Annotated in this window: 16 protein-coding genes; 9 read left to right on the top strand and 7 right to left on the bottom strand. The window is 40.2% G+C overall.

All coding sequences use genetic code 11. The features are described 5' to 3' along the window. Nucleotides 1-110 precede the first annotated feature (110 nt). The 7 genes from AN944_RS02205 to ampD all read right to left on the bottom strand — a co-directional run bounded on the left by AN944_RS02205 (nucleotide 111) and on the right by ampD (nucleotide 13,798). On the bottom strand, nucleotides 111-4,553 hold the full coding sequence (locus AN944_RS02205) for an EAL domain-containing protein (protein ID WP_055022940.1): 4,443 nt from the start codon (nucleotides 4,551-4,553) through the stop codon (nucleotides 111-113). Nucleotides 4,554-4,750: 197 nt separating this feature from the next. Next, complete coding sequence (gene lpdA / locus AN944_RS02210; RefSeq protein ID WP_055022941.1) at nucleotides 4,751-6,178, bottom strand: dihydrolipoyl dehydrogenase; 1,428 nt, start codon at nucleotides 6,176-6,178, stop codon at nucleotides 4,751-4,753. Nucleotides 6,179-6,340: 162 nt separating this feature from the next. Further along, nucleotides 6,341-8,317 carry a dihydrolipoyllysine-residue acetyltransferase gene (gene aceF / locus AN944_RS02215; protein WP_055022942.1) on the bottom strand — a complete coding sequence of 659 codons (1,977 nt, stop codon included), beginning with the start codon at nucleotides 8,315-8,317 and terminating at the stop codon, nucleotides 6,341-6,343. An 11-nt stretch (nucleotides 8,318-8,328) separates the two neighbouring features. Beyond that, the gene (gene aceE / locus AN944_RS02220; RefSeq protein ID WP_055022943.1) at nucleotides 8,329-10,992 is read right to left on the bottom strand and encodes a pyruvate dehydrogenase (acetyl-transferring), homodimeric type; all 2,664 of its coding nucleotides are present in this window, start codon (nucleotides 10,990-10,992) and stop codon (nucleotides 8,329-8,331) included. Between the two features lie 74 nt (nucleotides 10,993-11,066). Next, nucleotides 11,067-11,819: a pyruvate dehydrogenase complex transcriptional repressor PdhR gene (gene pdhR / locus AN944_RS02225; protein WP_055022944.1), complete on the bottom strand. Its 753-nt coding sequence runs from the start codon at nucleotides 11,817-11,819 to the stop codon at nucleotides 11,067-11,069. A 369-nt stretch (nucleotides 11,820-12,188) separates the two neighbouring features. Then, nucleotides 12,189-13,040 (bottom strand): beta-lactamase regulator AmpE, encoded by an 852-nt coding sequence (gene ampE, locus AN944_RS02230; RefSeq protein WP_055022945.1) that lies wholly within the window; start codon nucleotides 13,038-13,040, stop codon nucleotides 12,189-12,191. A 197-nt stretch (nucleotides 13,041-13,237) separates the two neighbouring features. After that, on the bottom strand, nucleotides 13,238-13,798 hold the full coding sequence (gene ampD, locus AN944_RS02235) for a 1,6-anhydro-N-acetylmuramyl-L-alanine amidase AmpD (protein WP_055022946.1): 561 nt from the start codon (nucleotides 13,796-13,798) through the stop codon (nucleotides 13,238-13,240). Nucleotides 13,799-14,035: 237 nt separating this feature from the next. Here ampD and nadC point away from each other — a divergent pair, with 237 nt between their 5' ends. The 9 genes from nadC (at nucleotide 14,036) to mutT (ending at nucleotide 22,648) form a co-directional block, all read left to right on the top strand. Next, entirely contained in the window at nucleotides 14,036-14,914 is an 879-nt protein-coding gene (gene nadC / locus AN944_RS02240; protein ID WP_055022947.1) for a carboxylating nicotinate-nucleotide diphosphorylase, read from the top strand. A 1,159-nt stretch (nucleotides 14,915-16,073) separates the two neighbouring features. Further along, complete coding sequence (locus AN944_RS02245) at nucleotides 16,074-16,520, top strand: pilin (protein ID WP_055022948.1); 447 nt, start codon at nucleotides 16,074-16,076, stop codon at nucleotides 16,518-16,520. Nucleotides 16,521-16,630: 110 nt separating this feature from the next. Further along, nucleotides 16,631-18,337, top strand: a complete 1,707-nt coding sequence (pilB, locus tag AN944_RS02250; RefSeq protein ID WP_055022977.1) for a type IV-A pilus assembly ATPase PilB — start codon at nucleotides 16,631-16,633, stop codon at nucleotides 18,335-18,337. 61 nt (nucleotides 18,338-18,398) lie between these two features. Further along, complete coding sequence (locus tag AN944_RS02255) at nucleotides 18,399-19,661, top strand: type II secretion system F family protein (RefSeq protein ID WP_055022949.1); 1,263 nt, start codon at nucleotides 18,399-18,401, stop codon at nucleotides 19,659-19,661. Between the two features lie 30 nt (nucleotides 19,662-19,691). Next, on the top strand, nucleotides 19,692-20,621 hold the full coding sequence (locus tag AN944_RS02260; protein ID WP_055022950.1) for an A24 family peptidase: 930 nt from the start codon (nucleotides 19,692-19,694) through the stop codon (nucleotides 20,619-20,621). Between the two features lie 12 nt (nucleotides 20,622-20,633). Next, nucleotides 20,634-21,239 (top strand): dephospho-CoA kinase, encoded by a 606-nt coding sequence (coaE, locus tag AN944_RS02265; RefSeq protein ID WP_055022951.1) that lies wholly within the window; start codon nucleotides 20,634-20,636, stop codon nucleotides 21,237-21,239. 9 nt (nucleotides 21,240-21,248) lie between these two features. After that, on the top strand, nucleotides 21,249-21,986 hold the full coding sequence (gene zapD / locus AN944_RS02270) for a cell division protein ZapD (RefSeq protein ID WP_055022952.1): 738 nt from the start codon (nucleotides 21,249-21,251) through the stop codon (nucleotides 21,984-21,986). A gap of 40 nt (nucleotides 21,987-22,026) precedes the next feature. Then, a complete protein-coding gene (gene yacG, locus AN944_RS02275; protein ID WP_055022953.1) occupies nucleotides 22,027-22,236 on the top strand; it encodes a DNA gyrase inhibitor YacG in 210 nt (69 codons plus the stop codon). A 16-nt stretch (nucleotides 22,237-22,252) separates the two neighbouring features. Then, nucleotides 22,253-22,648: an 8-oxo-dGTP diphosphatase MutT gene (gene mutT, locus AN944_RS02280; protein WP_408005067.1), complete on the top strand. Its 396-nt coding sequence runs from the start codon at nucleotides 22,253-22,255 to the stop codon at nucleotides 22,646-22,648. The last annotated feature ends 339 nt before the right edge of the window (nucleotides 22,649-22,987 follow it).

The raw sequence follows: 22,987 nt of genomic DNA on the forward strand, positions 1-22,987 counted from the left end.
AAATTATTATCGGCGCCATTCTAGCAAAGAAAATGCATCATTAATAAAACCTTTCAAACCATCTTATTAACCTTTATTTGCATTATCGTATTTGGAATGTATTCGCTAGTTTATGAGTCCGCCTTTGAAATTCCGATAAATGCATCAAACGCGTCACGTGGCATCGGCTTAGCAAAATAGTAACCTTGAATGATATAACAGCCACGGCTGAATACTTGCTCCATTTGATCGTAAGACTCAATACCTTCTGCAACCACATGTAATTTAAGGTTACGAGCTAATTCTATAATACTACTCACAATCGCTTGGTCGGCCTCGTTATTAACAATATCAATCAAGAATGACCGATCAATTTTAAGTGTATTAACTTCAAAGTTTCGTAAATAAGCCAGTGATGAATACCCAGTACCAAAATCATCAATCGCCACTTCTATCCCTAACGCTTTTAATTGTGCCAAATGTGCATTTGCTACTTGCAACTCTTTCATTAAAACACCTTCGGTGATTTCAACAGCTAAGCATTGAGGTGGCATGCCAGTATCGGCCAAAATTGTTTTTAGGCTATCAATGAAATCCACTTGCCTAAATTGCACTGCTGAGACATTAACCGATAACTGAAAATGCTCATCATGTAAGGCATGCCAGCGAGCACCATCAGTGCAAGCCTGACGTAACACCCAACGGTCAATATCAATAATCAAACCACAGGACTCGGCAACTTTAATAAATACATCAGGTCTAATAAACCCTTTTTCAGGATGTTGCCAACGGATCAACGCCTCCATCCCAATAAATTTATCACCTCTTAAAATATCAATTTGCGGCTGGTAATACAGTTGCAGTTCGTTATTCTCAATGGCTTTTCTGAGCTCCGATTCAATCCATAAATGGTATTGCGCTTCTGCGTTTCGCTCTGCTGAATAATATTGAAAATTCCCCCGCCCTTCTTCCTTGGCGTGATACATTGCTAAGTCAGCATTTTTAATCAGAGTTTCAGGGTCCAAAGTGTCTTCAGGCCACATGCTAATACCAATACTAGTAGAAACGAAAAACTCTCGTGAGAATAGCCTAAAAGGTGCCGCAATTTGCTTAAGGACTTTTTCAGCAACCAAGTTAATCTCGTCGATTGATTCAACTTGCCTTAATAGAATAACGAATTCATCACCACCAAATCGGCACACAAGATGCTCGCTACCCACACTTCGTTGAATACGCTTAGCGGCTTCGACTAATAACGCATCCCCCATACTATGACCATATGAATCATTCACGTGCTTAAAACGATCTAAATCGAGAAACAATAACGCTAATCGTTCATTGGAGCCATGAGCGCCTGAAGTAATTCGTGCTAATTGCCGATTAAACATGGAACGGTTCGATAGCCCTGTTAATACATCATTATTGGCTAGATTGCGTAAGTTAAGTTCATTTTGCTTACGTAACGTAATATCAGAAAACACCACCACATAATGCTGAATAACCTGATGCTTATCAGTCATCACCGAAATATTGGCCCATACAGGAAACTTATCATTTGGCTGGCGTATAAATGTCAATTCGCCATTCCAGATGCCTTCTACAAGCTTTAAGACATCTATGTCATTTTCAGGGTTACTTTTGTGCAGCAGAGACTCAAAAGGCTGTCCAATCAATTGTTCTTCTTCAGCGCCTACCAAATTGTTGGCTGCAGCATTAATGACCTTGATGTGCTTTTTAGCATCCAGAATTAACATTCCTTCGGAGGTATTCTCGAAGGCTTTTGCGAGTAAATCAATTTCACTTTGAAGTTCTCGCTGCTCTGTCACTTCGGTATAAATACCCGCAACCTTCTCCACTTGCCCTGTTTCATCATTGACTTTGACTGCACGTCCACGGATACGTAACCAACCTAGAATGCCGGCGGCTCGGGTATATCGAAACTCAATATCAATCGAGTCTTGCTTGCCTTTGAGTAAATCCATCCAATGGCGAGTTACACCTTCTTTATCCTCATCGATAATAGGCAAGTCCGGTACGAGATAAGATAACTGAGATTTATCGCCTAAAATTCCGGCTTTATTTTCGAATAAAATACTATTTGAGTGACTGTTCCATTCCCACAAGTCAGAATCACTGCCCCGCAGAGATTGACGGAGTTTGTCTTCACTTTCCCGAAGCGCCGTATTAATCTTTAATACCCGCCTAACTTGCTTTTGACGCAAAACAACTGATGTGAATGCAGTTAATAAAACGATTAATAACACCAACATTTTAAACCACTGCGATGCCCACCAATATTCATTAACTTTGAATTGAAATTGAAACGGTTCTGTCGACCATATTCCCTGCTGTTTATGCAGTAGCTCCAAGGTATATACGCCGGCATTTAAGTCAGCAATATTGACCTGTGTCTGCCCTTCAAGAAGAATATAGTTAGGCTTTTTAGCTGAACCATCCAGCACTAAACGATATTTGATACTAATTGGCGCCGTATCGATATAATCAAATGTGGTCATTTGAAAACTAATCAGTTTGGCATCAGGTCTGACAGTGTTGAATGAGTCTGGCAGTAAATACAGCTCGGTTTGATCGTCGTAAAAAACTGAGATCGATTCCAATGAAATATCATGGCTTTGACTTCGGTGCTCAAGCTTATCAACATCCACCAGCATTGCCCCGTCAGGGCTACCAATATATAACCCCGCTTTGGGATCATAAAAGGATGCAGCTTCATTAAACTCTGATGCCGTAAAACCATCATTCACAGAGAAAACGTCTACGACATCTTTAAGGGGATCGTGGCGGATTAAAATCGATTCACAACCAATGAGATTATAGCGATCAGTTTGCTGGATAAAATACACAGTGCTGCAGTCTAAATCCCATAATTTGTTCATTGATTCAATGTCATGGGTTTTCGTATTAAATCGAAGTAAGCCTTCCTGGTAAGTCCCTAACCACAACGTATCATCGTCAATTTGATTGATGTTATTCACACTAGCATTTGGATATTCTCTCACCAAAATGTCTGATAACGAGTTCAATTGATTCTGATTGGTTAAATAACCTAAATATTTATCTCCCCCGACCCATAGCGTGTTTTCATCATCACGATAAACGCTGCTAATACTGGTTCGGGTATTTCGCTCACCTTCATTGAATATTGATATTTGTTTAATATCAGTCAACCCAGGCTGCCAATAATGGACTTTATCAAACGTACCCCACCAAATTCGCCCATCAATCAGGGGATCGTTATAAGAGGTGAATAGCTGCGAACCTCTAAGGCCGTCACTGTTAGGAGCAAATGTTGAAAAGTCGACTTCGTTATTCGTATCTTTGTCATACACAAACACGCCATTGGTGGTCGCGAGTGAAACATATTGACTCTCTAACTCAGATAGACTGTAAACTGAATCACTTGCTTGAAAACCATTTGGGAGATGCAAACTAGAAGCAACAGCTTGTTTATCGACAATATTCAATCCACCATCACCGCCAAGCCATAACTTATCGTCTTGAGCAAATACACTCCATATCATCTCATCGACGAGTTTATATTTAGAGGCCTTGTTAAAGTAATCCAGTAAGAAATCAGGTTTTAGCGCTAATAAAGCCAATCCTTCACCAGAACCGCCAAGCCAAATCAACCCATGCTGATCAACGGCAACATCGTCAATGTAATCAATATCAGCATCACGCTTTAACTCTTCTTTATAAGATTTAATCTCGTCGGTATGCGGTTGCCAAGAAAACAGACCAGAAGTCGTCGACATCCATAAACTACCTTGCTTATCTTCTACCAATTGATGAATATTAAAGGGGGCAATAGCCATGCGGTTAATGGTTTTTTTATCAATATCGACAAGGAATAAGCCTTTATTACTGTATACCCAAATATCATCTTTGCTATCGATAAATAAGCCACGAATAAAGGTATTTTTTATATCCCAATCAATTTGAGATAACAGTGTCCCTTGAGCATCTCTAAGTTCAATAGCAAGGCTATTTGAATATAAAAAAGTGTTATCAGCCCATTGATGAATACTGTTCCAAGCCACATTTTCATCGAGTGAGTGTAACAAGGTTAGCTGCAAAGACTCGTTATCAAGCAGCAATACTCGCCCAGCATTGGTTAATAACACCACACTTCCGTTTGCAAGCCTTGTGTAACCTGAAATAGGATCGTTATAGAAGCTGTCAGGTGAATCAATAAGCAGATCAGAGAATTGGTTTGTCGAAATATCGTAAAGGGTTAAAGAGAAATTGCTGTTGAGTAATAAATGATTTTTACCGACTTTAATCAGCAATTTGATATTTTGATAACTGAGAGCATCAGCGCTATTAGGTTGGTCAATTCTGCGAATTGCAGAGCTACTGACACGATACAACCCCTGCTGAGTTGCAAGCCAGACATAACCATAATCATCAAAAGTAATATCATTAATCGAATAGTTAATTAACCCATCTTGGGCATTAAAAAGTCGCTGGACAACATTTACAGCTGAAGCTTGGTTACAAAATAAAATGGTTAGAAAAATGAAACTTAAAAACTGTTTAACGCGATTTATCATTTGTTAATTATTACTCTGGAAAATGATTTATTCGTAACGTTGGAAGTTTCCTTGCAAAATATAAACTGGCTTCATGCCAACAACTATCTAAAACTCAATTGATACACATTTTAAATATATCACCATATTGTAAAAATTGATCAAAAAAAAGCACCCCGTAAGGTGCTTTGATACAAATAGCTACAATGAGTTGCTAGTTATTTTTTCTTTTTTGCTTTTGGGTTTGGCAAATCAGTAATAGAACCTTCATAAACTTCGGCAGCAAGACCGACAGACTCATGTAAGGTTGGGTGAGCATGAATAGTTAATGCTAAATCTTCAGCATCACAACCCATTTCAATTGCTAGGCCAATTTCACCTAGTAATTCACCACCATTAACACCAACAACAGCACCACCAATCACACGATGAGTTTCTTTATCGAAGATTAACTTAGTCATGCCATCACTTGCGTCAGAAGCAATAGCACGGCCACTTGCAGCCCAAGGGAAGCTTGCAGTTTCGTATGCAACACCTTGTTCTTTTGCTTCTTTCTCAGTTAGACCAACCCATGCTACTTCTGGGTCTGTATAAGCAATCGAAGGGATTACTTTAGGGTCGAAGAAGTGCTTAAGACCTGAAATAACTTCAGCAGCCACATGACCTTCATGCACACCTTTGTGAGCCAACATTGGCTGACCTACGATATCACCAATAGCGAAAATGTTAGGTACGTTAGTACGTAACTGCTTATCAACATTGATGAAACCACGCTCATCAACATTTACGCCAGCTTTTTCAGCATCAATTGATTTACCATTTGGTGTACGACCAATTGCAACCAATACAGCATCATAACGCACAGGCTCAGCAGGTGCTTTCTTGCCTTCCATAGTAACGTAGATACCATCTTCTTTTGCTTCAACCGCTGTCACTTTCGTTTCAAGCATCAAGTTGAATTTCTTCTTGATCTTCTTAGTGAAGATACGAACGATATCTTTATCAGCAGCAGGAATGACTTGGTCAAACATTTCAACCACATCAATTTCACTACCGATTGATGAATAAACGGTACCCATTTCTAGGCCAATAATACCGCCACCCATAACTAATAATTTACCTGGCACTTCTTTAAGTTCTAGTGCATCAGTAGAGTCCCAGATACGTGGGTCTTCATGTGGAATGAACGGTAGCTCGATTGGGCGTGAACCTGCAGCAATAATTGCGTGTTCAAAGTTAATCACTGTAACGCCATCTTCACCTTGAACTTCCATGGTGTTTGATGAAGTAAATTTACCATAGCCATTAACTACATTAACTTTACGCATTTTAGACATTCCGCCTAAACCGCCTGTTAATTGACCCACTACTTTTTCTTTAAAGCCGCGTAATTTTTCTAAATCAATCGTTGGCTCACCAAATACAACACCGTGATGAGCAACTTCTTTTGCTTCTTCGATCACTTTAGCGACATGTAGTAATGCTTTTGACGGGATACAACCCACATTCAAACAAACACCACCTAACGTACTAAAACGCTCAACGATAACTGTTTCTAAACCTAAATCTGCAGCTCGGAATGCTGCTGAATAGCCTGCAGGGCCTGAACCAAGTACTACTACCTGAGTTTTGATTTCTTTACTCATGTTTTCCTCTATTTTTCTCTTGTTGGCGGAAAAACCGTCCAAACTGCAAAATGGGGTCATTATTGAATCTTGTAAGGTGGCCGCATTTTACCCTTTGTTTGACACTGATCACAATCCTGTGACGAGATAAAAAAGGCTGCTCACATTGAGCAGCCTTTCTCTTTACAAAATTAACGTACGGATGTCGCTAAGAATGCTAGATAATGTGACGCTAAAGCGCGCAGCCATTGCACCATCAATCACACGGTGATCGTATGATAACGATAATGGCAACATCAACTTAGGCTCAAAATCACTGCCATTCCATTTAGGCTTCATTTCAGACTTAGATACACCCAAAATAGCCACATCAGGATAGTTAACAATTGGGGTAAATGCCGTACCGCCAATGCCACCTAAACTTGAGATAGTGAAACAACTACCTTGCATATCAGCAGACTTAAGCTTCCCGTCACGAGCACGCACTGAAATGTCCATTAACTCACAAGATAGCTCAACGATACCTTTCTTATCAACGTCGCGAACAACTGGTACCATCAATCCGTTTGGTGTATCTACAGCCACACCAATGTGGAAATATTTCTTCTGAATTAATGATTCACCATCAGCACTTAAGCTTGAGTTAAACACTGGGAATTCAGCCAATGTTTTCGCTACAGCTTTCATCATAAAGACAAGCGGCGTAATTTTGTAATCCGCTTTCTTCTTAGCAGCAAGTGTATTTTGTTCTTTACGGAATGCTTCTAATTCAGTGATATCAGCTTCATCAAATTGCGTCACATGTGGAATCGTAACCCAGTTGCGATGTAAGTTAGGTCCAGAGATTTTCTGAATACGACTTAACGGCACTTCTTCAACTTCACCAAAGTTACTGAAGTCCACCTTCGGCGCAGCAATCACATTCAATCCACCCGCGCCACCAGCAACAGAAGTTGCAGCAGATGCTTTAGGACGACTTAGCTCATACTTAATAAAGGCTTGTACATCTTCTTTTAAGATACGGCCCTTACGTCCGGTGCCTTTAACTAACGTTAAATCGGCGCCAAACTCTCTCGCTAAGCGGCGTACAGCAGGTGAAGCATGTACCACACCCGTTTTAGGTTGATTACCCGCACTTGGATGATGTGGCACTGGTGCAGCCTTAGCTGGAGCAGGTGCTGCTGCAGGAGCAGGTTTGCTTGCAGCCGGTACAGGCGCTGGCGCACTTGGAGCAGGGGCTGCAGATGAAGTCGTTTCGACAGTGGCAATAATGCTACCTTGAGAAACTTTATCACCCACATTTACTGTTAAGCTTACAAGTTTACCAGCAAATGGTGCAGGCACTTCCATCGTCGCTTTATCCGTTTCAAGGGTAATTAATCCCGTATCCACTTCAAGCACATCACCAACGGCAACCAAAACTTCAATAACGTCGACATCCGATGCATCGCCAATATCAGGAACCGTAACTTCTTTCACTTCAACAGTGCTAGCAGCAGGCGCAGCAGCTTGTGTTGCTTCTGCAGGAGCTGTGGCAACTTGTTCAGCTGCAGCAGGAGCCGATGCGCCAACTTCAAGCATCAATACTAATGAGCCTTGAGACACTTTATCGCCAACGGCAACTTTAAGTTCTTTCACCACGCCTGCTGAAGGTGCTGGCACCTCCATCGTCGCTTTGTCAGTTTCTAAGGTGATTAAACCGGTATCGGCTTCAATGGTTTCACCCACACTAACCAGAACTTCAATAATATCAACGTTTTCAGCGTCACCAATATCTGGCACTGCCACTTCAATGATTTGCGATCCACCAGCTGCAGGCGCTACAGGAGCTTCAACAACTGGTGCAGCAGGAGCCGCAGGTGCTACTGGAGCTGGTGCTGCTTGTGGCGCTGCTTGTGGTGCTTCAACAGGAGCCGCCGCAGAAGCTGCATTTAACATCGCAATCAGCTTACCTTCAGCGATGGTATCGCCTACAGCCACTTTTAACTCGGCTACAGTACCGGCAAACGGCGCTGGAATATCCATGGTTGCTTTATCGCTTTCAACCGTAAGAATTGAGTCTTCTGCAGCGATTTCATCACCAACTGCAACACAGACTTCAATAACCTGAACTTCATCACCACCGATATCAGGAACCAAAACTTCTTTTAATTCAGCCATTTTGTTTCTCTCTATGCGAACTGTGGGTTGATCTTATCAACGTCAATACCGTATTCCTTGATAGCTTTAGTTAGCACATCAACTGGTATTTCGTTACGGTCGACAAGAGACTTAAGTGAAGCAATAACAATGAACTTAGCATCAACTTCAAAGTGGTGACGTAAATTCTCACGGCTATCACTGCGGCCGAAACCGTCAGTACCTAACACTTTGTAATCAGTCGGGATGTAAGCACGTAATTGTTCGCCGTAAATCTTCATATAATCTGTTGCGACAATCGCTGGTGCATCTTTTGATAACACTTCAGAGATATATGGCACTTTTGGCGTTTCAGTTGGATGAAGCATGTTGTAACGCTCAGTGGCTTGGCCATCACGTGTTAACTCGTTAAAGCTAGTCACGCTGAATACATCTGCGCTAATTCCGAAGTCTTTTGATAAAGCGACAGCCGCTTTACGCACTTGCTCTAGAATCGTGCCGCTACCCATTAACTGAACTGAACCTTTACCACTACCTTGATGACTTTCTAGCTTGTAGATACCTTTAACGATACCTTCTTCGCTGCCTTCAGGCATAGCAAGTTGTTCGTAGTTTTCGTTCATAGTAGTCAGGTAGTAGAACACGTCTTCCTGCTCACCATACATACGACGAATACCGTCTTGAACAATCACAGCAATTTCGTAACCGTAAGTAGGATCGTAAGAAATACAGTTTGGAATAGTGTTTGCTAAAACATGGCTGTGGCCATCTTGATGCTGAAGACCTTCACCATTCAAGGTAGTACGGCCAGAAGTACCACCCACCATAAAGCCACGCGCTCGCATATCACCTGCAGCCCAAGCCATGTCACCAATACGTTGGAAACCAAACATTGAGTAGTAGATGTAGAATGGGATCATAGGAGTATCGTTAACTGAGTAGCTTGTTGCCGCTGCGACCCAAGATGACATTGCACCTAATTCGTTAATCCCTTCTTGTAATACTTGACCGGTTTTATCTTCACGGTAGTAAGCAACTTGATCTGAATCTTGCGGCTCGTATTTTTGTCCTTCATGGGCATAAATACCCACCTGACGGAATAAGCCTTCCATACCAAAAGTACGTGCTTCATCAGGAATAATCGGTACGATGTTCTTGCCGATTTTCTTGTCTTTTAGTAGCGCAGTCAAAATACGAACAAATGACATCGTGCTTGAGATTTGACGGCCATTAGAGCCCTTCAGCACTGAGTCAAAAATCTTAAGCGATGGTACTTCTAACTCTTCAGAGAACTTCTCAAGGCGAGTTGGCATCGCACCATGGAGTGATTCACGACGCGCTTTAAGGTATTTAACCTCTTCAGAGTCAGCACCTGGATGGTAGTAAGGAATATCTTCTAACTGATCATCGCTAATTGGGATATTAAAACGATCGCGGAAGTATTTAAGCGATTCTACGCCCATTTTCTTCACGTTATGCGCGATGTTTTTACCTTCACCCGCATCACCCATACCGTAACCTTTTACTGTTTTAGCAAGGATAACTGTAGGACGACCTTTAGTATTTTTAGCATGTTGTAATGCAGCATAAATCTTAACTGGATCATGACCACCACGGTTCAAACGCCAAATGTCATCATCTGACATGTTAGCAACCATTTCGGCAGTTTCAGGATATTTACCAAAGAAGTGCTCACGTGTATAAGCGCCACCTTTAGCTTTACAGTTTTGGTATTCACCATCAACGGTTTCTTCCATTAACTGTAGTAATTTACCGCTAGTATCACGTGCAAGTAGTGGATCCCAGTAGCGACCCCAAATCACTTTAACTGCTTCCCAACCTGCGCCGCGGAATTCGCCTTCTAACTCTTGAATGATCTTACCGTTACCACGAACAGGACCATCAAGACGCTGCAAGTTACAGTTAACAATAAAGACTAAGTTATCTAATTCTTCACGAGCAGCAAGACCGATAGCACCTAATGTTTCAGGCTCATCACACTCACCATCACCTAAGAAGCAGTAAACCGTTTGCTCAGAGCAATCTTTTAAACCACGGTCAGTGAGATACTTAAGGAAACGCGCTTGATAAATTGCTTGAATCGGACCAAGGCCCATCGATACTGTCGGGAACTGCCAGTAGTCAGGCATTAATTTGGGATGCGGATATGAAGACAGACCTTTACCATCAACTTCTTGACGGAATCCGTTCATTTGATCTTCGCTAATACGACCTTCAAGGAAAGAACGAGAGTAGATACCCGGTGCGATATGACCTTGGTAATACACTAAATCGCCGCCGTCTTTTGCGTTAGGAGCACGGAAGAAGTGGTTAAAACACACATCATAAATAGTCGCACTAGAGGCAAAACTAGAAATGTGACCACCTAGCTCTAAATCTTTCTTAGAACCACGTAATACCATTGCAAGGGCATTCCAACGAACGATAGCACGAATGCGACGCTCCATTTCCTGATCACCAGGCATATGTGGCTCTTGGCCAGATGGAATGGTATTCAAATAAGCGGTCGTTGCCTTGTAAGGTAGATGAGTACCATTACGGCGCGCTTTATCGATTAACTGTTCAAGTAGATAATGCGCACGTTCAGGGCCTTCTTGCTCTAATACCGCTTGCAGGGAATCTACCCATTCTTGAGTTTCTAATGGATCTAAGTCTTGTAGCATATCTTCAGACATGTCGCTGTCCTTCTCTAGATACTGATAATTAATGTGTTTCGGTCAATCTATAGTGATGTTCACTATATTTTGTATCAAACACCGCTCTTTAAACGGCGCAAGCTACGCTGCAACCGACTGTCTTCTTCCCTCACTGACAACATGACTTCCTCGATGTAACTTAAATGTTCGTTCGAGGCTTCACGTGCCGCATCAGGATCACGGCGAACAATCGCAGCGAGTAATGCTCGCCTGTGTTCATTCGCCATAGTAGAGGCTTCTTCGCGACGGCTTAAAAGCTCTAAGTTCTGTGCCACGTTTTTGTGCAACACAGGGGTTAAACTGAGTACTAGGTGTAACATCGCCACATTGTGCGATGCTTCTGCAACTGCACGATAAAATCGCACAATCGCATCGGCTTGAGCTTCAATATTGCTTGCCGTTTCAACTTCATTAATTGAACGCTTGATGCTTTGCATATCGGCATCGTTTCCACGAAGCGCAGCAAAATAGGCCATCATACCCTCTGTAGCATGACGAAATTCCAATAAGTCGTATTGGCTTTCAGAGTCGTTATGCATCAGCTCTACAATAGGATCTGCTAGGCTTTGCCAAAGTTGCTCTTTGACGTAAGTACCTCCACCTTGTCGGCGCATTAGCAGACCTTTGGCTTCTAACTTTTGAATCGCTTCACGCAGAGAAGGACGAGACACTTCAAACTGCAAGGCAAGCTCACGCTCAGGCGGTAATTTTTGCCCTGGTTGCAAGCTACCTTCGAGGATCATGCGCTCTAGCTGCTCCATGATCACATCTGAAATTTTTGGCTGGGTTATTTTGCTATAAGCCATTTGGCCCTCAGCTCCGTTGTCAATTGGTCTTACCAATTTATATGAGATAGCGCACTTTATCAAATCAAACAATTGATGTCTAGTTAGGCTAGTGTTGAATGGATGTTGGCTAAAAGTTTAAAACATCACAACTCTTAAGGTGCTATGAGCATAACGAAAAAAAACTTTTAAGGGGTCTGACCATTTCACAAACGCAACCACTGAGGGGATACGGAATGTTTCAATGTCGTTAGCGGCTAAAATATAAAGCGCATTTCTAGTAAACTTTAGCAGCTAATTTAAATGCTAATCGTCTATAAAATAAAAACTGTTTTTCTATTTCAAATAAATATTAGTTATGCATTAATTACGCATAAACTTGATGATGTATTAACTCACCACACCGAAGATAGTGAGTACCGACAAAACTGTCAGTAATAAAATAAAGTTACGTTTACTTAATGCTAATAATGCCAGCGTTGGCTGCACACAAACAGGCGCCGAGGTTGATTCAGGTATACTTTCAGCGGCTATGGCTGTACGGGTGACAATATTTTTTGCATGATTGCTGGCACTGAATGCCTGTTTACGCCATTCGGCAATGCCTGAAGCGAAATGACCACTTAATACAAAACCAAAGCTAAAAATGCGACTCGGTAGCCAGTCGAGTAAAAACAGTAATCGACTAATAAAAGGCATGTTGAGTTGGTTTAACTGATTATGTTGGTCATAAAAACGTACCGTACAATAAAGCACCGCACCAACTGGCCCAAAGAAGATCAAAAATAATGCTACAGCACCGTAGTACCGATAATTAACCCAAGCCACTGTTTTACCTATTTGTTGGCCCAAATCTTTTTCATCAATAGCATCTAAGCATTCAGCACAATCTAGGCTTTCGGCATAATGGTAACAGGCCTGTACATCTCCTCGACACGCCGCTAGCATGTATTTTTTGAAGTTATTACGCAGAGTTTGATGGCTAAAACAAAGAATGGATATTGCTACCCATAGCAATAATGTCAGTAAGTCATAAACGAGACCATCTAAGAGGACTAACAAGAGAAAAATCATAACCGCAGGAATAAGGATAACAACAGAAACCCAAATAACTGAATCAAGTTGCTTATCTTTCCAAAATAAAGACTGGTATTTAGCGAGCATTGAATCAAATTGCCAACTTGCAGGAAGTAGCTTGAGTCTTTCGACCATGATTGCAATTAATAACGAAAAAAGTGCCATGTGACTCCTGCAAACTAAACAAAAATAAAGTTACCGAATAAACGCAAAACCAAGTTCAACACTACAATTAAAAATGATTTTATAACAAAGACTTACTTGACCTTACCTTTTAAAGTATACCAGCTGACAACATCATAAAAACCACTGACACAATAGACATTTACTGTTAGATTCCGAACATCATTTAATCAGTGGTATTAGCTGGCACCACGGTTTGCTAATAAACTAAAATATCGTGACCAATCAAAACTATCACCAGGATCGGTTTTTCGCCCCGGTGCTATATCGCAGTGCCCTACAATTCTAGTTTGATTAAGCATAGGGTATACATTGAACAACTCCAAGGTTAATTCAGCTAAAACTTGATATTGCTCATTGGTATAAGGTGCATCGTCTGTTCCCTCAAGTTCGACCCCCACCGTAAAGTCATTACAATTGTCACGACCTTCAAAACTCGACACTCCAGCATGCCATGCTCTGTCATCACAACTGACATATTGCACTAACTCGCCATCTCTACGTATTAAAAAGTGCGCAGAGACTTCAAGACCCGCAAGCTCTTCAAAACTAGGATCGGCACTGACATCTAAACAGCCTTGAAAAAGGCCATCAATGTGCGGTAAACCGAAGCAGCCAGCGGGAAGGCTGATATTATGAATAATTAACCCACTCACCTCATGTAGGGGTCGTTGATTAAAATGAGGTGACTTACATATGCGGGCTTTTCGGTGCCAGCCTGCATGAATACTTTTGTTCATAATCTATTCTTATTATCAGCGTTGAACTACAACCTTTAATGGGCTGTTATATACATAATGAATTTAATCACTAAGCTTGTTTCTGCGTTGCGAGTATACAAGCTTAATGTATCAGTTAAGCGCTATATTTTGAAATGACAACTGTGGTAAAGTTGCTCGCATACCTGTTTTATTATCAGTTGGATTTCATTATATATTGACCAACTTGATGCAGCTGTTATAGCAAGGACAAATCACATGATTGAAAATGACATCCGTCACGCAGTGAAAACCGCTCTTGATGAAGATCTAGGACACAATCCGTCTCATACTCCAAAAGACATGTTAGCTGCAGATATCACAGCGCAACTTATTCCTGCTGAAAAGTATGCAGAAGCCGAACTTATCACCCGTGAAGAAGGTGTTTTTTGCGGTAAAGCTTGGGCAGAGCAAGTATTTAACCAACTTGGTGGCGAAGTCGCTTTACATTGGCATGTTGATGATGGTGATTTATTAGTTCCTAACCAAGTACTATGTGAGCTTTCAGGGCCAGCTAGAGCAATCTTAACTGGCGAACGCACAGCAATGAACTTTATTCAAACGCTATCTGGTGTAGCGAGTTTAACCAAGCATTATGTCGACAAATTAGCAGGCACACACACTCGTCTGCTTGATACGCGTAAAACCATTCCAGGACTTCGCACAGCACAAAAATACGCAGTCACCTGTGGTGGCGGTAAAAATCACCGAATCGGCTTATTCGATGCATTTTTAATAAAAGAAAATCATATTATGGCTTGCGGTAATATTGAGCTGGCTGTCAATACAGCGAGAAAACTAGCGGCTGATAAACCCGTGGAAGTTGAAGTTGAGTCTATTAATGAGTTAACTCAAGCTTTAGAAGCTGGCTCAGACATCATTATGCTCGATAATTTTGATGTCACTATGATGATTGAAGCAGTAGCACTAAATGAACAATTTAAGCAAAAAGGCTTTAATACTAAATTAGAAGTCTCTGGTAACGTCACTATCGACACCATCAGTGATTTTGCAAAAACTGGCGTTGATTTTATTTCTGTTGGCGCACTCACCAAGCATGTTAAAGCGCTTGATTTATCATTACGTCTAAAATCATAAATATCGGCGAACTCGTTACTGATATAGATAGAAACACAGTTATTAGCATTTAGGTACTTATAACAAATGACATCAACATATTGGCACAACTAACAGTTAAACCTTGATGTTTCTATGAAGCCTGCTTGAGGCAGGCTTTTTAATACCTTTCTAGTGCTCCCAAAAAGTGCGGAATCAGCTTTCTCTAATAACTTCAGCGATTACTCACTTCAAATAGAGAATATGACTTTGGTTAGGGTTATGGCTATGGCTATGGCTATGGCTATGGCTATGGTTATGATTTCACGAGCACAAATAACATGTCTAAACATTGGCACATCGATCTATATGAAGCCTTCATCTGATTCTCTCTGAGACAATAATACTGCTATTTAGGCTATAAAATGAGCTACATATACTGTCATCCTAACCTTTAACCTGCTCATTGCTTTCTTATTTGAAGCGGGAGTTCATGCTTGCGATTTTAATTGAATTCCAGTTCCTCATAATACCTTGAGAGGTCTTACCATTATTTAAGCTTCATATATATAGTACTTATTTCTATATATAAAGGCTGTTTAACAATGCCATAATTTTGACAAAACTAATTCAACAGTCAATTATTATTCAAATTAAGCAAACATTGTCACAAAAATGTTACCTACCGAGTCGTTTCAATGAAATAAAACCAGCAAAAAACGCTTTTTTCGCACTTTACATCGATAAAGTATTCCCTTTTTAGTAACTTTATAATAACGTTCACTACAGACGAGTTAATGTTGAGACGCAAGCTTTAACAAATGACTTTTCAAAGTGTTACCTTGGTAACAAACAATTACTTTGATAAGTAATTTTTAAGTACTAACTCTCAGCTGAACACTCCGTTAACAATGTAGCAAATATGTTGCACTGCTAATTGTGGTCAAAGGTAAAGTGGCGAATATTCCAACGCTACTCTATCCTTTAACACTAATGTAACGATATGGCTTATGACTGGTTTCCCTGAGAAGCGAGTTATTTAGCTGTCTCGTAACTGCATTACCATTTTAATAAGAACACTAGTTTACTAATGTCGGAAGGATTGTGGTGATAGGACACCACTTAAAATTATTAAGGGCCTTTAATAATTTTAAGTTTCAAGGATAAGAACAAGCCCGAAGCAATACAGAGAGAGACAAAAATGAAAAGCATTAACCAAATGAAAAACGCTAAGGGTTTTACTCTTATTGAATTAATGATCGTAGTAGCGATCATCGGTATTCTTGCAGCAATCGCATTGCCTGCATACCAAGATTACACAGTTAAGTCACAAGCCGGATCTGCTTACTCTGAAATTTCAGGATTAAAATCTGCATTTGAAATTGCAGTAAATGAAGGTAAAACACCTTCAGTGACAGCTGCTGATGCCGGTTACATTGGGCAAACTGCAACTGGTGGCACTTATTGTGACATCGCATTAACAGGAACAACTGTAATTGAATGTACAGCTGTTGGTGGTAATGCAGATAAATTTGCAGGTAAAAAACTTACCCTAACAAGAACAGCTGAAGGCGTTTGGGGTTGCACAACAGATCTAGAAGCTAAATTTAGACCAGGAAGCTGTGGAGCAGCAGCTGTTACTCCATAACAATAGAGAGCTAAGAAGAAAGGCAGCTAACGCTGCCTTTTTTGTCTTTGGATGCATTAAATTTATATGCCATAATCAAAAATATCACTATGTTAGCTGAGCAAAAAAATATGCCGTCATCAGGGTTAAACTTAGGCCTCTCTACTATATTTATTAGAAAACACTTATTGACAGAAGAGCAAGTTGCAACAGCTATAGGCCAATCAAGAAAATCTAAGATATCTCTTGTAACTACAATAATAAAATCAAAACTACTTACCGCTAGAGAAATTGCAGAACTTTGTTATGAAGAATATGGTTCTCCACTATTAGATTTATCAGAGTTTGATGTAGCAAATATACCTGAAGACATTCTTAACAAAAAACTTATTGCTACCCATAACTGTTTGCCACTTTTCAAACGCGGTAATAGGCTCTACATTGCCACCTCAGATCCAACGAATATTGCTGCACTAGAAGACTTCCAATTTAGTTTAGGCCTCCATGCCGAAGCAATCATTGTAGAAGATGATAAGCTCAATACCATTCTTGAGAAAGTACTTGAAGATGATATTTCAGGTCTCGGCCTTGATGGCATGGATGAAGAAGCATTAGCTGGTATTGAAGTTACAGATACTTCACAAGAAGAAGAGCCATCAGAAAGCAGTGATGATGCACCAATAGTTATATATATAAACAAAATTCTAACCGATGCAATTCGCAAAGGTGCTTCAGATTTACATTTCGAGCCTTATGAAAAACGTTACCGTATTCGTTTTAGAATCGATGGTATCTTACATGAAGTTTCTGAGCCCCCAGTCAATCTTTCAAGCCGAATTTCTGCTCGCTTAAAAGTCATGTCGAAATTAGATATTGCGGAGCGCCGTGTACCGCAAGATGGCCGAATTAAAATGAAGCTATCACGTACTAAATCTATCGATTTTCGTGTGAGTACACTCCCAACTATTTGGGGTGAAAAAATTGTAATGCGTATTTTAGACTCTTCTTCTGCGCAGTTAGGTATTGAAAAACTTGGCTATGAAGATGATCAGCGTCTTCTATATGAAGAAATGCTCGCTAAACCACAAGGAATGATATTAGTAACAGGGCCTACAGGTTCTGGTAAAACAGTCTCGTTATATACAGGCTTAAATATTCTTAATACGGAAGAGCGAAATATTTCAACAGCAGAAGATCCTGTGGAAATTAACCTTGAAGGGGTTAATCAGGTTCATATCAATTTAAAAGCTGGGTTAACATTTGCTTCAGCACTTAGATCATTTTTGCGGCAAGATCCTGATGTTGTGATGGTCGGTGAGATCCGTGATTTAGAAACGGCAGAAATTGCAATTAAAGCCGCACAAACAGGTCACTTAGTATTATCTACCTTGCATACGAACTCTGCTGCAGAAACCTTAACGCGATTAATCAATATGGGTGTACCTGGCTATAATATTGCTAGCTCAGTGAATTTAATTATCGCTCAGCGACTTGCAAGACGATTATGTCCTGAGTGTAAATCTCCAGAAGATGTTCCCACAGAAGAATTACAACGCCTGGGTTTCAGCGACAACTCAATTAATAACGGGTTCACGGTTTACAAACCGGTTGGCTGTGACCATTGCTCTGGCGGTTATAAAGGTCGAGTGGGTATATACGAAGTAATGAAAATGACAGATGAAATCGCTCGTACCATCATGGAAGGAGGTAACTCTCTGCAAATAGCCAAACAAGCAACACAAAGTGGTATGCGAGATCTACGTTTATCAGGTTTACTTAAAGTCACTCAAGGCATTACTAGTATTGCTGAAGTGAATCGCGTTACAAGCTTTAATTAACTAAGCTGTAAATTTACGTTAAGCATTGATTGCACATAATAAATAGAAAAGGATTTGCTTTATGGCAACAGCAGCGGCAAAAAGAAAGCCAAGAACAAAAAAAGACACCAAGCTCCAACCAAAAACCTTCACTTTTGAATGGAAAGGTGTCAATAGGGATGGTCAAAGAACATCTGGCGAGTTACGCGGCACTTCGATTGCTGAAATACGCGGTGTTTTAAAAGCACAAGGTGTAACACCTAAAGGCGTAAGAAAAAAAGCGACTCCACTATTTAAATCAGAGAAAAAAATCACCGCGATGGATATCGCAATGATTACTCGCCAAATAGCTACTATGCTTTCCGCAGGTGTTCCACTTGTTACAACTATTGAGTTGCTTGGAAAGGGGCATGAAAAAGCTAAAATGCGTGAGTTATTATCAGGTATTTTGACCGATGTTCAATCAGGTATTCCTTTATCTGATGCTATTCGTCCCCATAGACAATATTTTGATGATCTTTATGTTGACTTAGTCGCTGCTGGTGAACATTCAGGATCATTAGATGCGGTATTCGATCGCATTGCTGTATATAAAGAAAAAGCTGAGGCCTTAAAATCTAAAATTAAAAAAGCCATGTTTTATCCTGCAGCTGTCGTTATCGTAGCTATAGCAGTTACGGTATTACTATTATTATTTGTAGTCCCTCAGTTTGAAGAAATATTTAATGGTTTTGGTGCCGAGCTACCAGCATTTACTCAAATGATCATCAGTATTTCAGAGTGGCTGCAAAGTTCGTGGTACTACTTTGCTGTTGCTATAATAATCGGAATTTATGCATTTAAAAGAGCACATAGAAATTCCCAAGGCTTTAGAGATCAAGTCGATGTCGCATTGCTAAAAATACCCGCAATTGGTGATATTTTACATAAAGCAGCAATGTCTCGATTTGCGCGCACGCTGGCAACAACTTTTGCCGCGGGTGTCCCATTAATTGATGGTTTAGAGTCTGCTGCTGGCGCATCCGGTAATGCCGTTTATAAAAAAGCATTATTAAAAGTCCGCCAAGAAGTCATGTCTGGTATGCAAATGAATGTAGCAATGAGAACCACAGGTATCTTCCCTGACATGCTTATACAAATGGTAATGATCGGCGAAGAGTCTGGTGGTTTAGATGACATGCTTAATAAAATTGCAAACATTTATGAAATGCAAGTTGATGATGCCGTGGATGGCTTATCAAGCCTGATTGAACCAATCATGATGGTTGTCATTGGCACAATTGTTGGTGGTTTGATTATCGGTATGTATTTACCTATTTTTGAAATGGGTAACGTTGTCGGCTAAAGCTTAAAAACAATAAGAATAAGAAAAGTCATGAATGAATTTGTATCTAGCTTCATAACATCAATGAGCCAATCACCTTGGCTCTTTATGACAATTAGCTTTATCTTTGCTGCCACTATTGGCAGCTTTTTAAACGTCGTCATCCACCGCTTTCCAGTGATGATGAAACGTGAATGGCAAAGTGAATGTAACTTTTATTTATCAGAATACCACCCAGACATCGTCAAAGAAGTCGGTGAAAAACGTTTAAATAAGCCAATAGACAAATACCCCCTAAAATATAACTTAGTTGTACCTGGCTCAGCCTGCCCGAAATGCAAAAATAATATCAAACCTTGGCATAATTTACCTATCTTAGGTTGGATTTTACTAAAAGGTAAATGCGCTAATTGTAAAGCAGCAATTAGCGCTAGATACCCTCTATTTGAATTAATAACAAGCATTTTAGTTGCGGTGCTTGCTTGGCACTTTGGACCTACCTGGCAGTTTCTATTTGCATCAATACTGACGTTTATACTGATAGCACTAACAGGTATTGACCTAGATGAAATGCTACTACCGGATCAGTTAACCTTACCTTTATTGTGGCTTGGCTTGCTTATTAATCTTAAAGGTATCTATGCAAGCCCTACTGATGCCATTGTAGGTGCAGCTGCTGGTTATTTAAGTCTTTGGTCTGTGTTTTGGTTGTTCAAGCTAGTTACAGGCAAAGAAGGCATGGGTTATGGCGATTTCAAATTGTTAGCCGTGTTTGGTGCTTGGTTAGGCTGGCAATTTTTACCGCTTATCATCCTCCTATCTTCGTTAGTAGGAGCCATTGTCGGTATTACGATGATGTTATTGAAAAATTTATCGAGAGAAAACCCGATTCCATTTGGCCCATACATAGCGGTAGCAGGCTGGATTGCATTAGTCTGGGGACAAGATATTATCAATTGGTACCTTGGAACCTTATATTAATTAGAGCGCAATATGTCTAAATATATCGTCGGACTTACAGGTGGAATAGGTTCAGGTAAAACCACAATTGCAAATCAATTTGCTGAATTAGGAATTGAACTTGTAGATGCGGATATTATCGCAAGGAAAGTCGTTGAAAAAGGAAGCGATGGACTCAAAAAAATCGTTCTTCGTCACGGCCAAAAACTATTGCAGCCTTCAGGAGAGCTCGATCGAGCAGCGTTAAGAGAAATTGTATTTGATAATGAGGAAGAACGGCTTTGGTTAAATAACCTACTACACCCAATGATCCGCAACGCAATGCTCCTAGCGGTAGAAAGTGCTAAATCAGCCTATGTAATTATGATTGTTCCCTTGCTATTTGAGAATGGGTTAGATAGTTTAGTCAATACGACTTTAGTGGTGGATATTCCACCACATGAACAAATAGCCAGAACAGCAAAACGAGACGGGGTCGAATCAGCTCAAGTTGAACGTATTATAGCCAGCCAAATAGACCGAAATACGAGACTTTCTAAAGCAGATAACGTTATTGAGAATACTCAATCTCCCGAGGCATTACGAGACACTGTTCAGTTATTACATTTGAGATATTTAGCCCAAGCATCTTCAGCATAGATAATAACAATGAATAACGATCTGATTTATGAGCAACCATTAAATGAAAAAACGCGTAGTTACCTAAGACTCGAATATTTAGCAGATCAGCTTAACAGTCATGTCAATGATGACCAGCAGCACCACTGTTTCTACCCTCTTTTTTCGCTTGCTGAACTAACAGATCGTTGTGATTACCGTTCTGATATTCTTAAAGACATCGATAAGCAGCTAATTGTATTAACAAAATGGCATGCTTTACCTCATGTTGATAAACAACAAATACAATCAATAATTGACCAACTTCAAGCAGCAAAAGCTCCGCTGCAAAGTAACGACCGTATCGGCTGTAAGTTAAAGCAAGATAGGTTTATATCCGCTTTAAAGCAGCGTTTTGGTATGCCTGGAGCATGTTGCAATTTTGATTTACCTCAACTACATTTTTGGCTTTCAAAGCCTTGGCATGAAAGACAAAAAGATTTAAAAGCATGGATAGCAAATTTTGAACCTATTTTGAAACCTATTACATTATTGCTAGAACTAACTCGAAGTACTGCTGAATTTAGAACCTCAGAGGCAGAACAAGGCTTCTATCAAGGAACCAGTCCACAAACCTTGTCACTTATTAGAGTAAAACTATCACAATCTCAAGGTTGTTACCCTACCATCAGCGGTCATAAAAGCCGGTTTGCCATTCACTTTGTTAATTTTGATTCTCAAAAGCATACCGACAAACAAATTAAATTCAAACTAGCTACTTGCCAATAAATTCTTTAGGATCTCACTGTATTAGTTAGAGAGATGAATTATGCCAATTTCAGTTAAATGCCCGATTTGCCAAGAAAATGTTCAATGGAACAGTGAGTCTAAATTTAAGCCATTTTGTAGTGAACGCTGTAAAATGATTGATTTAGGAGATTGGGCTAGTGAAAAACATGCTATTCCAGTGAAGCCAGAGTTTGATCACGAAACATTAGATACAGAAGGATTCGATGAAGGTGACTTCTTCAAGCATTAACCTACCGGAAGTAATAATGAAAAGAATTCATGTCGCCGTTGGCGTTATCATTAATAATGAACAAAAAATATTATTAGCAAAGCGTCACTCACACCTCCATCAAGGTGGTAAATGGGAATTTCCTGGCGGTAAGGTGGAAAACAATGAGACGGTCACACAAGCGTTAATTAGAGAGCTTAAAGAAGAAGTAAACCTCGATGTTTATACTTCGATTTCATTTTTGGAGATAGCACATAATTACCCTGATAAACATGTACTACTGGATATACATTTAGTCAAAGACTTTGATGGGATCGGAGAAGGTCTTGAAAATCAAGAAATCAAATGGGTAGAGGTCTCAGCCTTGTCACAATATGAATTTCCAGAAGCCAATATACCCATCATAAAAAAACTAATGAACGAAATGATATAAACCACACAGGCTGGTGCTAATTACATTAGCTTTAATTTAGTTTAAACATTTCAGCGTAACCAACCGCATTAGCATAGCTAGTAATACAACTTTTTACTGCTAATGACCTATACGCATGATAATGACATGCTTGCACACTTACACTATCTGTAACGCCAGTCTAGATACTTAAGAATTAAACTCCAAAGGCCCGTTACGTAAGTAACGGGCTATCTGCTCTCTAAAAGAAAAATTAGGCACTTGGCAATGGCCTACTTTCACATGGGCATATCGTCCACACTGTCTTTCGCTGTACTAAATTTTGACTAACTATGTACGAAAAAAGCCCTGACTATTAAG

The organism is Shewanella sp. P1-14-1 (assembly GCF_001401775.1).
Lineage (GTDB): Bacteria > Pseudomonadota > Gammaproteobacteria > Enterobacterales > Shewanellaceae > Shewanella > Shewanella japonica.

Excerpts from the sequence above, each read along its gene's own strand:
- AN944_RS02205 (WP_055022940.1), bottom strand. The coding sequence starts at position 4,553 with ATGATAAATCGCGTTAAACAGTTTTTAAGTTTCATTTTTCTAACCATT.
- lpdA (WP_055022941.1), bottom strand. The coding sequence starts at position 6,178 with ATGAGTAAAGAAATCAAAACTCAGGTAGTAGTACTTGGTTCAGGCCCT.
- aceF (WP_055022942.1), bottom strand. The coding sequence starts at position 8,317 with ATGGCTGAATTAAAAGAAGTTTTGGTTCCTGATATCGGTGGTGATGAA.
- aceE (WP_055022943.1), bottom strand. The coding sequence starts at position 10,992 with ATGTCTGAAGATATGCTACAAGACTTAGATCCATTAGAAACTCAAGAA.
- pdhR (WP_055022944.1), bottom strand. The coding sequence starts at position 11,819 with ATGGCTTATAGCAAAATAACCCAGCCAAAAATTTCAGATGTGATCATG.
- ampE (WP_055022945.1), bottom strand. The coding sequence starts at position 13,040 with ATGGCACTTTTTTCGTTATTAATTGCAATCATGGTCGAAAGACTCAAG.
- ampD (WP_055022946.1), bottom strand. The coding sequence starts at position 13,798 with ATGAACAAAAGTATTCATGCAGGCTGGCACCGAAAAGCCCGCATATGT.
- nadC (WP_055022947.1), top strand. The coding sequence starts at position 14,036 with ATGATTGAAAATGACATCCGTCACGCAGTGAAAACCGCTCTTGATGAA.
- AN944_RS02245 (WP_055022948.1), top strand. The coding sequence starts at position 16,074 with ATGAAAAGCATTAACCAAATGAAAAACGCTAAGGGTTTTACTCTTATT.
- pilB (WP_055022977.1), top strand. The coding sequence starts at position 16,631 with ATGCCGTCATCAGGGTTAAACTTAGGCCTCTCTACTATATTTATTAGA.
- AN944_RS02255 (WP_055022949.1), top strand. The coding sequence starts at position 18,399 with ATGGCAACAGCAGCGGCAAAAAGAAAGCCAAGAACAAAAAAAGACACC.
- AN944_RS02260 (WP_055022950.1), top strand. The coding sequence starts at position 19,692 with ATGAATGAATTTGTATCTAGCTTCATAACATCAATGAGCCAATCACCT.
- coaE (WP_055022951.1), top strand. The coding sequence starts at position 20,634 with ATGTCTAAATATATCGTCGGACTTACAGGTGGAATAGGTTCAGGTAAA.
- zapD (WP_055022952.1), top strand. The coding sequence starts at position 21,249 with ATGAATAACGATCTGATTTATGAGCAACCATTAAATGAAAAAACGCGT.
- yacG (WP_055022953.1), top strand. The coding sequence starts at position 22,027 with ATGCCAATTTCAGTTAAATGCCCGATTTGCCAAGAAAATGTTCAATGG.
- mutT (WP_408005067.1), top strand. The coding sequence starts at position 22,253 with ATGAAAAGAATTCATGTCGCCGTTGGCGTTATCATTAATAATGAACAA.